The organism is Bacteroides sp. BFG-606 (assembly GCF_024788145.1).
Lineage (GTDB): Bacteria > Bacteroidota > Bacteroidia > Bacteroidales > Bacteroidaceae > Bacteroides > Bacteroides vicugnae.
This window is the reverse complement of sequence record NZ_JANUIL010000001.1, coordinates 3,146,803-3,158,975: the sequence shown is the minus strand read 5'-3', so window position 1 is coordinate 3,158,975 and position 12,173 is coordinate 3,146,803. Positions and strand designations below refer to the sequence as shown.

General features: G+C 35.8%; 6 protein-coding genes. 2 read left to right on the top strand and 4 right to left on the bottom strand.

The features are described 5' to 3' along the window. Positions 1–10: 10 nt before the first annotated feature. Genes NXV01_RS11450 through NXV01_RS11435 form a run of 4 tightly spaced genes read right to left on the bottom strand, consistent with a single transcriptional unit; the run spans position 11 to position 10,317 of the window. Positions 11–2,350 (bottom strand): DUF3672 domain-containing protein, encoded by a 2,340-nt coding sequence (locus NXV01_RS11450; protein WP_217723166.1) that lies wholly within the window; start codon positions 2,348–2,350, stop codon positions 11–13. After that, entirely contained in the window at positions 2,350–5,760 is a 3,411-nt protein-coding gene (locus tag NXV01_RS11445) for a hypothetical protein (RefSeq protein ID WP_259022486.1), read from the bottom strand. The genes NXV01_RS11450 and NXV01_RS11445 overlap by 1 nt, the downstream gene beginning before the upstream one ends. Next, positions 5,757–6,173 carry a phage tail domain-containing protein gene (locus tag NXV01_RS11440; protein ID WP_148364448.1) on the bottom strand — a complete coding sequence of 139 codons (417 nt, stop codon included), beginning with the start codon at positions 6,171–6,173 and terminating at the stop codon, positions 5,757–5,759. Before NXV01_RS11440 ends, NXV01_RS11445 begins: the two co-directional genes overlap by 4 nt. Before the next feature lie 4 nt (positions 6,174–6,177). Continuing rightward, positions 6,178–10,317, bottom strand: coding sequence for a tape measure protein (locus NXV01_RS11435; RefSeq protein ID WP_259022485.1), 4,140 nt, complete (start codon positions 10,315–10,317; stop codon positions 6,178–6,180). A gap of 300 nt (positions 10,318–10,617) precedes the next feature. On the opposite strand from NXV01_RS11435, the gene NXV01_RS11430 reads away from it, so the two are divergent. Next, a complete protein-coding gene (locus tag NXV01_RS11430) occupies positions 10,618–11,340 on the top strand; it encodes a hypothetical protein (RefSeq protein ID WP_259022484.1) in 723 nt (240 codons plus the stop codon). 72 nt (positions 11,341–11,412) lie between these two features. After that, a complete protein-coding gene (locus NXV01_RS11425) occupies positions 11,413–12,135 on the top strand; it encodes a hypothetical protein (protein WP_259022483.1) in 723 nt (240 codons plus the stop codon). Positions 12,136–12,173: the final 38 nt, after the last annotated feature.

The window sequence follows — 12,173 nt, the reverse complement described above, 5'->3', positions numbered from 1 at the left end:
ATATACTCTACTAATCTTGCCTGTTTAGTACATCGTACCGAAATCCATCATATTTACTAATAAGAAGCGTGAGAGTATCTCCTTTAACCATTGTTACATTAATCAAATTCGCATTCCAATCATATACGTTATTAATTGTTATGTCATAGGACCAAGGTCTTATATGAAGAGTGAACATTACTGAAAAATCACCAGGGAGTGATGTTAAACCAAAATAAGATGCGACGGTTGATTCGGTTGGAAGGTTTAAACTCATATTGCGATTAGATGCAAGTAAATAAACGCTGTATTTTGAAAAATCAAAATCCTTACCATCGTCAGAGCTGCCATTTATCCAATATATGGGTCTGGCTATTTTCATTCCAATGCACGAAGTAGCAACTATGGGCGCATCTGATTTGATCCCATAATTTCTTTTCGCTCCGCTCACATTTATCATCATACCATAATTAGCACCATTGTATGAATCATTTTTAGTATTATTAGTGAACCTGCACGTTGAAGTGTAAGCTCCACCCGCTGTACCAGGAATTGTATCACCTCCTAATAACGAATAACTATCACTGTTTCCTACACGAATAAGGTTATTATATATCGCAAGCTGTCCGCCGCCATATTCTGTATTCACTTCAGAACCTATGCGACCACTTGTAATTTCAAAACCACCAATAGAGCCTTTTTCCGCAATTATCGTCCCTTTAAAAGTGCCTTTATCAGCATTCACTGTCCCATTAAAAGTTCCGCTATCCGCAATTACCTCTCCCTTAAACTTATACTTCTTATTTATCGGGTCAAGTTCAAAAACGATTTCATCATCCACTAAAGCAAAAATTCCAGAATGTTTATTTCCTTCTTTATCTATAAGACAGTCTTTGCCTTGTACAATGCCAGTCAATTTTCTATCAGAAGAACGTACCCCACTAAACATTTTAGGAGTTACAATATAATCTTCCCCTAACTCTGTTGCATAGCCGTTCCATTTCTCAATCCACGAAAGAAGATTTGCATCCTTTCCAGGCTCCCCTTTAATTTTTATAGCTTCTCCCCATTCTCCATCAGTAACATTCTTCGCTACTTTCTGCGAAATCCAAATAACAGACGCAGTTGCATTGGTATGCCAACCTTCTGTTGTGCCGTCTCCAACTGGTTTTGCCGGTTCCTTTTCACTGTCATTATAGGTTATGTATACCCTCATTCCATCTTCACCGTCCGCACCAGGTTCACCATTCGTACCATCCACCCCGTCGTTGCCATCTGTAACCATTAAAGCCCATACTGCACCAGTATAGATATAAACCTGACCATTATCCGTATCCCGATATGCCCAGTTCTTTTGAGGATTGGCAGGAGGAGTTGAAGAGTCTCCTTTCCAAACAATATCAAGACCATCTTTACCCGGCTCTCCTTTTAGATTTTCTTTTGCATCATTATCCAGATTGTCCCAAGTCAGTACAACACCTTTCATTGTACAAACGTATTCCAGTTCCTCCTCATTCAATTCCCAAGCAATTGCTCCTCCAGCAATATATCCAGACTTATTTGGTTTGAACAAAGCTGATTTATCTCCCAATTCAGCAGTACCATCCGGATATAAGCAATAAGTAGTATGTCCTGATTTATCAATTCCCTTTATCATTCCATTCACACTATAAAATCCTCTCGCTCCATCACCACCTGGAATATCTCCTCCCAAACGAACTTTCAAGCAATCTGACCAATCTTTTGAATAAATTTCATCCAACACATCAATAGCCGGTTGCAATCCTTCGTTAGCATGCATATAAATAGCAGAATGGCGACCTACATATTTCTCATCGTGCGAACTATTACCGAATTGCACAATATCATCTCCCGGAGCCGGTGGATTCAGTACTATCCCCTCTTCATCCAAATCAAATTCAGATAAAGGAACCCGAATGATTCCATCTGCTACTGATTCTATCTCAACATGATAAACCTTCTGACTTCCGGTAAACTCCTGACAACGGATAAAGTCATGTTCCATAAAACTCATATCAGCATCTTCCAGTGTGATAAGATAAGCAGTTCCATCTTTCGATAATTCAACAGCCTTTACCTTCCCACAACCTTGTGTTATAGCTTGTGCGCCAATAATAGCCCTCACTTTACTGATCAGCATTTCGAATACAGTAAACTGTCCGCGAACACGAATCGAGTCTATTTCCAACATCCATTTGCCTTTGACATATTCCCATATCTTCCACCCATGCCCTGCAAATCCTGACACAAAATCTTCCACATATTCTTTCACTCCATTTGCTAGTTTCTGCCCGGTTTCTTTAGCAGAACAAAGGAAGCCATAAAACTTACCGTTACTCAATATTGCCATTATTTTATTTCTATATTTAATACACCCGTCTGGATGCTGTTTAACCTAAAAACTGTATAACTCTCCGTATATCCATAAGCATTAGTAATCTCCCGAATCTCCTCTATCCAATCAGAATTACGCAATCCTCCAATCCAAAACTGAATGCCAGCTACCATCGATGTAGGTAAAATGTAATAAGGATATTTACCACCTGTACAATCAAACACAGTAGAAGCTTGCGCACGCCCCGCCCATAGACTGGATAAAGCCAATACTTCTTCATCAGTAAGCATTTCACGAACAGAAACTCCATAATACTTTTTCAATCTAAATTCAACAGAAGTCGATTTTGTATAAGTTTGTCCATCAAATATAGCCGACAAAATATAAGTTGTATCAGTAACAATACCTTCATATTGCTTTGTACGCACATCAACCGCAATCGTTTCTCGATTAATAGATTGGGATATGATATTCCGATCATAGTTCCAAGAAAGATTTACCGTTTGCACGCTACCTTTCTCATACGTAGCTCCCCCAGTGAAAGTCATAGCAAATGGAAAGACCTCATCCATCAATTTCGAAACATTTGAAAATAATGTTGTGTCAACCGTCCACTCTGAAGCTCCTGAAAGACGAACTATCAAGTCATTTGTTTCCGATATTTCATCTGCTTCTTTACTCACATTAGTTATTTCCCCAAAAGTCATAACATCACTTTTCACAGATAACTCTTCCACCAAAGCATCATCTTCTTCCACTAAAGCCATTGGAGAAACTTCTATAATTTCCTGTTTACGAACAACAAGACCGTTGTTAGCTTCTATCAGTTCTTCAGAAATTAATCCTTTAGAAAAACTAATTAACCCGGTAGCTTCATCGTCATTAATTTTACTTAAAGCACGCTCCCTGATCTCATTAATAATTCTTTTTGAAGAAAATGTATTTCTATCTGATGGCAAAGTTTTATCGTTGACTCCAATCACGTAGACACTAGTTCCACCTCCTCCATTTACACTAATTCCACTATATGTCTGTCCTTTATAAGTCAAAGAATCCACTTTACTTTCAATTGCTCCCAAACGAGAATAGGCAGCAGTTTCGCCAACAGTATAAATAGGATGATCGTAAGGAATATCCAAAGGCCATTCAAATCCGATAACACGAGATTGACGGCCATTCTTAAAATATGCCTTATTGATAAGGTTCACTTTGTCTCCAACCTCAAATGTACGGAGATTACCGTTGTTGTAGATAAATTCCGGAACCATTTCACAATTATAAGTAGACGGATCAATCATCGATTTTTTTACATACCTTTTTGCTGTTTCAAACAACTTTTGTTCTGAAGCAGGTAACATCTGTTCAGAAATAAACGCTGTATCAAATCCATAAAGAACATAGGTATCAGCCGGGACATCTTCCCCATTTTCAATATGATCAGCTTGAGGGAAAAGTTTATCATCTGGAAGATTACGTCCATAATTGTCATTACGGATAATTTGAAAAGTGGTTCCAGTATCATCACTTTTTTTCACATCCAAGGCAAAGTCCATTCCTGACAACTTTCCTGTTTGAAAAATCAAACGAAGCTCGTCTATTACAAAATCTTCTTTGTTGAAGTTCTTTATACCAGTATCCTTAAAAGTATAAATAGGATACTTGTTGCCACTTGGTTTCGCAACTTCTGTGCCTTCTTCTATCCATTCAGGTTCAGGAACATTCACGGTATTGCCAATGTATTTAGGATATTCATCCTCAAAAGTCACAATCTCTTCAATTACTTCTTCTTTTGGCATTTCAACGTTATCCGAATCGTCATAATGTTCATCACCAATATCTATACGTTCACCTGCTGAACTGTAACGATATGCATCCACATAAGGGATATTCGCAGGAAGCATAAGACGCTTCTGAACAACGCCATTCAAAGTGAGTTCGTTATCATCTTTAGTGAAATAACTTACAGGAACTTTACCTTTGATAATGTTTCCGATAGTATATCTATCACCTAAAGAGACAGTCACTCCTTCTGGTAAGCGGATTACATTAGCAGCATCTCCGATCAACAAATCAGGATTATAAACAGCATCAAAAGATTTCCCTATGTTCGTACCCGAAAGAAACATCACCGAAGTATTAGCAGATGAACCATTTATCAGATCAATGTCGTATTGAGTGTGAGAATAAAGATATCCATAAAAAATGTCATAAGAAGGTACACTTATATAAGTCATTATTTTGAAATCTTGTGCATCTTTTTCCACTTCTAAGATACTAGGTAGACTAAATATAACAGAGTACTCCGATTGTTGATTTCTTTCTATATAAACTGTTTGATTACCGATAGAGATTTCTTTCTCAACACCATTTATGCGATATTTTAAAAAAGCCTTAAATACATAATTTCCTGGTAATAAAGGTATCTTTTCCTGAATTGGAAATCCGACTCCATCTGGAGACTTAAAATGCCAGCAATGAATCTCTTGTTTTATACCATTACTAACAACTTTATATGTTCCTCCATCAACTTTACCCGCTATTAAAGTTTCAGATAGACGTTCTGGAACATCAAAAAGATACGAACCTGAAAAGTCCTCCCTAAGATGATATTCTTCATTGTGCACTACCCTATCAGGGAAAAAAATTATATTAAGAGGTCTTTCCGTGTCGGATATATTTCTCCCGTTGACCTCTTTTACGTCAAATATCAAGTTTTTCCGATAACTGGCAGGTATATTACGTGTAGAACCAAAAGCGTAAATACGAGTCGCATAAGTTGTCTGGCTGTCACTGCGTGTCATGCTGTTGACATTCACATTCTCGGTATCCGTCAGGTTGCCAGCCTTAAAATCAACAGGAGAACTATATTCACAACGCCCGAAACAAATCTCATGATTTTCTATCCACCATTCACACTCCCATGTCTCCGCCATTTGGGTAAGTGCGTCAATCAGATTCGTATTATCATAAGATACGAGTTTGGAAGATTGCTCTACTGTATCATCTATTTTAGAAATAAACTCCTGATCCCTGAATTTATAGCCAAGAGCATTCAAGTTGTCAATAAATACTTTTAAATGAGTTTCAAGAGTAGCTGTCATGTTCCATCCAGCTTCTCTTCCTGTATTCTTTGGAGTATAGAAAAACTTTTTATTCTTCCATTTCCAATAATAAGCATCAAGACGCAGTTCGTAATCATACCCTCCTGTTTCTGCATTATAAACAGGTTTGTAAAGATCTATAAGTTCAAATATCCCCAATTCATTATCTATTCCATCTCCTAAATTGAAATAAACAGGATTATCCAAAGAGAACTTTAAAGTTATATAGTCTTCTTGCATCAACGTGAATTTACGCTTTGATCCCTTGTTTATTGGAGTAGAAAAACGAATATTTCCGGTTACATCTTTAATATCTACTATCATATTGTTCTATCATTAGGATTTGGTTCATAAAGTTTAAGAGTGAACTTGCCAATACCACGCATAAACTGACTAAACTGGCTACACGATTGATATATTGTCCTGTACACAACATTCGGTTGATACTTAGTTCTAACTTCAAGCATTCCTGTAGCCAATTCTTCACAAAAGCTATTGTACCTTTCAAAAAACTGCTGTTCATTGGAAGCTACCAAGTTTATGTTAAGAGTCAAGTTTCTTGTATCCAGTTTAGATTTCGTCACAATAACTTGTTTTCCGTGTTCTAATCTACTTTCATTCTCAATAAACACTTTATTAGAAACAGGTGTCATTAATTCTGACAATGAGGTATCATCCATACTAATTCCCCAAGTAGTGTAGGCATCTTTGCCGTTAAGGTATAATTCATCTTTCATATCTTTATATTTTTTGTGTATTTCTATCTATATTATCCAATTTCTCTCCAAACCCTAGCATCACTTTAGTATATTTTGCAATATCCTCCAAATGCCCATTAGACATGACTGCCAAATTTCTCATTTCCATTAAAAGAATATTTCCATCAGAAGCAGTCGTGCACAAAGAAGATAAACTACCCAAAACAAACAACATCGAATTTTTAATTTCTTCATTTGAAATTTGTAAAGCAGTAAAGCGTCCGTTCAATTCTTCCCCTGTATCCTGTGACATAGCAGCAAAGCCTGTTTGGCTAGAAGATTGCGAAGACGAACTTTCAGAAGCCCAATCAAATTGCTCCATTAAAGCATTGCGTTCAGCCATAGCATCTGAAACGATAGCATTCCAATCACGCTGCAAATTTTCATATTCCGTAGTAGTTATCCCCGCATCATCATCATTAGCTTTAGCAAATGCTTCATACCATGCATTAATTCTAGATTTATACTTATCGACAAGCATCGAATTCAAAATGGCTTTCTGCATATATTTCTCAAAATTATCCGCAAATTCTTCAGAAGAGGTTCCCATATCAGAAAGAGCATCAAGAAAACTACTATAAACATCATCAAAAGACGTTTGTGTCAACGATTGGTTCAACAGATCATGCATTTCTTCGGTCTTATCATTACAAGCAATTATTTGTTCCAAGTAATCACTCACATCCCCATCTAACTTAGCCCAGAATGTTGGAGCTTCCATCTGAAGCTTCTCCAATTGTTCAACAGAGAGATCAAACAATCCGGTCATACGTCCATCCCTTATCTGATTATATGCACTCGTACCAATGGCTTTCTCCGCTTCATTCCATCCCTCTCTGGACATACCATCTTTTATGCGAACCCCAATAGAATGTGAACCGGCACTTGCACCTGCATTCAGACGTTCTTTACCAAGTGTCCGCGCGGCATTTGCCTGTTTCTCTATTAATCCTAATGCACTTTGCGAGGCCTCAACAGCAGCTTTCCCCGTCAATGTTTCTAGTAATTCCTTTTGTTTACCAATAACAACATCAAGGACTTTCACATAATTCTCATAATTCTCTTTTGCTGCATTATAATCAGAGTAATCGGCACCAAACATATTTGCAATCTTCGTGGCTATCTGCAACGCAGCTCCGATTATAGCCAAAATTACAGAAGCCTTCTCTACTGTTTGTATAGATTTCGATGCAGCTTGTGAAGTGCTGCTCATAGCAGATGCCGATCCTGTTGCCAAAGTCATTATTCCGTCTATCATTTGGAGAGTAGATGATGTAATACCACCTGCAGCAGATATAATCTCTCCGGCTGTACCACCAACAGCAGCACCTATTTCATCAAATCCTTTCTCTACCTTATTTAGTGTTTGATATAGATTTTTCCATTCTTCCATACTACGTTTCCCCGGAGAGATTTCTGTCTCCCTTACTCTCTCATCAACTTTATTTTTTAATGAAGTTATCTTTGATCGTTGAACAGCTAAATTGGGATCATTAGGATTTAAAAATTCAGAGCGTTGAAGTTCTTGCTCGGCTTGAAACAATGATTTTTGCAGCTCCTTCAAACTGAGATTTGCGATATTATCAGTCCAAGCCTTAAAAGAATCTTCGCGCATTGCAAATTCACTATCAACAGCTTTTAAAGCCTCTTCTTTCTGAAAATCATGTTCTCCCAAAGTTTCTTTTGAAGCTCTGGCTTTAACCAGCGAGTCTCTTTCTTTCTTGAATTTATCTTCTATAGTCAGACGTTTCTCCGCATAACCTTGATATTTTGACAACAAATCGTTATAATACAAAGAAGTTTCATTTCCTTGTTTTTTTAGAGTTTGTTCCATCAAATCATTAAACATACCTTCTTCTTCTTGATTCAAAGATATTTTCGACGAATCAAACGATTGACCTTTATTCTTCTTTGGATTAGCCTCAAATATAGCCTTTTCCGTATCTATTTTCTTTTGAAGATAATCTGCTTTGAATTTTTTAAGTTCATCTATTTCTTTTTGATGATTAAATTTCAGTTGAGCCAGTTTCTTCTCTTCCCCTTCACCCATAGCATCTATTTCAGCTTGGGCATTTCTATTTTCAAGGTCTTTTATAGCCTGTTTCTCATCCTTTTTTTGCTTATCACGAAGTTCCTCCAAACGTTTCTGTTGTTCACGAATTCTTTTAGCATTCTCCTCATATCTATTATCTGTTACACCGCCCAAATCTTCATATTTCTTTTTTGCAGCATTCATATCATCTTTAGCACCACTCACTTCTGAAGACGTAGACTTTGAAGATTTCGATACGCTTTCATATTTTTTTTTAGCATCCAACCAAGTTTTTCTTGCCTCTTTCAAATCTTGCTGATAAGTAGTACCCTTTGCTTTTTCCTCCTCTAGTTTCTGCACTTTAGATTGAGCCTCTTTGAGCACTCTATCCGCTCCTTCAAACTCCAATTCTAATCGTAATGGAATAATATAAAATGGATTTTTTTCGAGTTTTGCACGTTCCTCAATCATTAAGGTATTCACCTTATTATATTCTTCCCTTATTTTTTCAAGATTATCTTTTGCTACGGTTATACGCTCTTCAATAGGTTTTTTATTCTCTTCTGCCTCTTTTTTTAATCTATTATGTTCTTCCAGTTGTTTCTTATAAATCTTCAATTCATTTTCATTCTGTTTAATCGCCGCAGTATTATCTATAGTCATGACCATACCTCCTGTAGTCGTTCCTATAACTTTTCCATTTTCAGCTTTCAATTGTTTTATCGAATCCGTAATAGTATTTATCTTAGACACAACATGATCATAATCCATCTTATCACGTTCTTCATTGCAAATCCTTTGTGATTCAGCTAAATCAAGATTTGCTATTTCCTCACGACTATATGCTTCAGTTAAAGCAGGAGAATATTTTTGCAATTCTTCATAAGCTTTGGTCTTAGCATTTTCAGTTTCCGTTTCGTCCTGAATAACATGAATTAAACTTTCTATCTTTTGCTTTCGTTTCTCTTGTTGCTGATTAAATTTGTCTTGTTCAGCATTAAATCTCTTCTGTGCTTTCTCAGCGGCCGTAGTACGATCCGCTAAATTCCACATAGCCAACCCAAGTCCAATAATAGCAGTTGCTGCAAGTACCCAAGGATTAAGATTCATAGATGCAGTCAGTGTAATAAAAGCTTTCCTTAACTTAACCATGACAAGCCCTAACTCCATTTGCGTAGTAGCCAAACTTTGTGTAAAAACAATATTTGCTATACATGCAGCTTTATACACTCCATATGTTTCGACTAAAGTAAGAAGAATCTTCCCTATCTGTTCGTAACTCTCTACCAAATAAGCAATTCCTCCAATAGCACCACTGACCATCCCTTCTTGTGATTCGCCGATACCATTCAACATCATATCCCAAGCATCCCGAAGATTGTTTATTTCTCCAACAATCGTTTTTGATTGCTCATCCATTGAACCGTAAAAACGTCCTCCTTCATTGGTCAGATTTTCAATAACTTTCTGCACTTCCGGAAATCCTATAGTTCCGGCAGCAACCATTTCATTCACCTTCTCCGTATTTACTCCCAAGATATCTGCAAGCCCTTGGAGAATCGGAACGCCAGATGCAGAAAACTTAGTAAGATCTTCCGCATAAAGACTTCCTTGCGTCATTACTGCTCCATAAAGAGATGTTATTTGCTCTAATGGTGCTCCTACCCCTGAGGCAATTTCCCCCAATTGAAGCAATGTATCATTTACTTCCTCTGAAGCAACTCCATATCCAATCAACTGCTTAGCTTCAGAAGCTAGCTCTGTTAAGCTAAACGGAGTTTCAGCAGCACTTCTCATCATTTGAGACATTAAATTATCAGCTTCCCCTTTATTTTGTAGCAAAGAAGAAAAAGACAGTTCAAGCTGCTGATACTCACCACGTACACGAATAACATCGCTAACAAATTCCTTCAAAGCTTCTTTTCCACCCAACATATCAAAAGTCTTTTTCAGAATATTTGTAAAGCCATTGCTTTCATTACTTGCACTTTTCAGTTCAATTGTAATTGATTTAATAGAAGAGCGTATTTGCTCAGTCTCTCTAATGAATTTCTCATTATTACCTTTAATGTTAAAATCTAAATCTGCCATATTATTATCTTTCAAGTTATTATTAGACAAAGCTATGGTAAAGTCTAAAAAACATGAAAAAGTATTCTTCCTAATCTATGACATTAATAAGTTAATCACAAAACGGCAATTTATCGAAGAAAAAAGATACACTATTCACATTTTTTTCTCCTCACAGTACCAACATATTAAATATATCATTACCTTTGTCACTGAAAAAGATTTGATTGTCAAGCCAATAAAACAAACAATTTTATTATCAAATATTGAAATTGCCTTTCAACATCTTATTGAATGTATTACTATAAAATAAATAATTCCATGAAAAAAGTATCATTATTGCTTTTAACAATATTACTAACAATTGGTTGTAACCAAAAGCCAAAAGAACAAGTAGTATCTCAAGAATCAAATCCACAGCTCACAGCAGCAGAAATAAGGAATCAAGAAATACAAGACTCTTTAAAGAAAGTAAGAAACGACTCGCTTGCCCTAATTGCATGGGGAGATGTTAAATTTGGGATGAGCATGAGAGAAGCATTAGCTACTGAAATATTCAAAGGGGGAAATAAGTATGATGACAGTATTAGTATGGAATTCGAACGCGAACGAAATTTTAAAAGAGCTTTTGGATTAAATAATCTGGCAGCTTTTTGGGGTGAATTCAAAGAAAATGAATTATATAAAATATATATTAGATCATATTATCTAACAGCAAATAGCATTAATGATCTAGTGAGTGATTGTGATATATTTATCAAAAAATTCACAGAAAAATATGGAGAACCTTCATATAAGAAGAGTAAAGTCAATATCTCCGAATTTAATTCCGGTGAAGAATTTGAATACGCCAAATTTCAAATAGGAGATAAGACGATAACAATAGTATTAGGAGAATTAAGCGATGAAGTCAAATTCTACTACCATGTATATATCAATAATGACAAGTTCCCCCAAAAGAAGCATGTTATGACAGAGAAAGAAATTAAAGAAGAACAAAAACAAAAAGAAGAAACTGAAAAAATAAGAAATAATTCATTCTAAATAAAGTATTAGAAAAACAAAAGAACAATCATGATTATACTCCATTATTATAACTATAAAATAAATAATTCCATGAAAAAAGTATCATTATTGCTTTTAACAATATTACTAACAATCGGTTGTAACCAAAAGCCAAAAGAACAAGTAGTATCTCAAGAATCAAATCCACAGCTCACAGCAGCAGAAATAAGGAATCAAGAAATACAAGACTCTTTAAAGAAAGTAAGAAACGACTCGCTTGCCCTAATTGCATGGGGAGATGTTAAATTTGGGATGAGCATGAGAGAAGCATTGGCTACCGAAATATTCAAAGGGGGAAATAAGTATGATGACAGTATTAGTATGGAATTCGAACGCGAACGAAATTTTAAAAGAGCTTTTGGATTAAATAATCTGGCAGCTTTTTGGGGTGAATTCAAAGAAAATGAATTATATAGAATATACATCGACTCATATAATCCAACAGCAAATAGCATTAATGATCTAGTGAGTGATTGTGATATATTTATCAAAAAATTCACAGAAAAATATGGAGAACCTTCATATAAGAAGAGTAAAGTCAAGATCTCCGAATTTAATTCCGGTGAAGAATTTGAATACGCCAAATTTCAAATAGGAGATAAGACGATAACAATAGTATTAGGAGAATTAAGCAGTGAAGTCAAATTCTACTACCATGTATATATAGACAATAGCAAGTTCCCCCAAAAGCAGCATGTCATGACAGACAAAGAAAAAAGAGAAGAACAAAAACAAAAAGAAGAAACTGAAAAAATAAGAAATAATTCATTCTAAATAAAGTATTATAAAAACAAAAGAACAATTATGTGTAT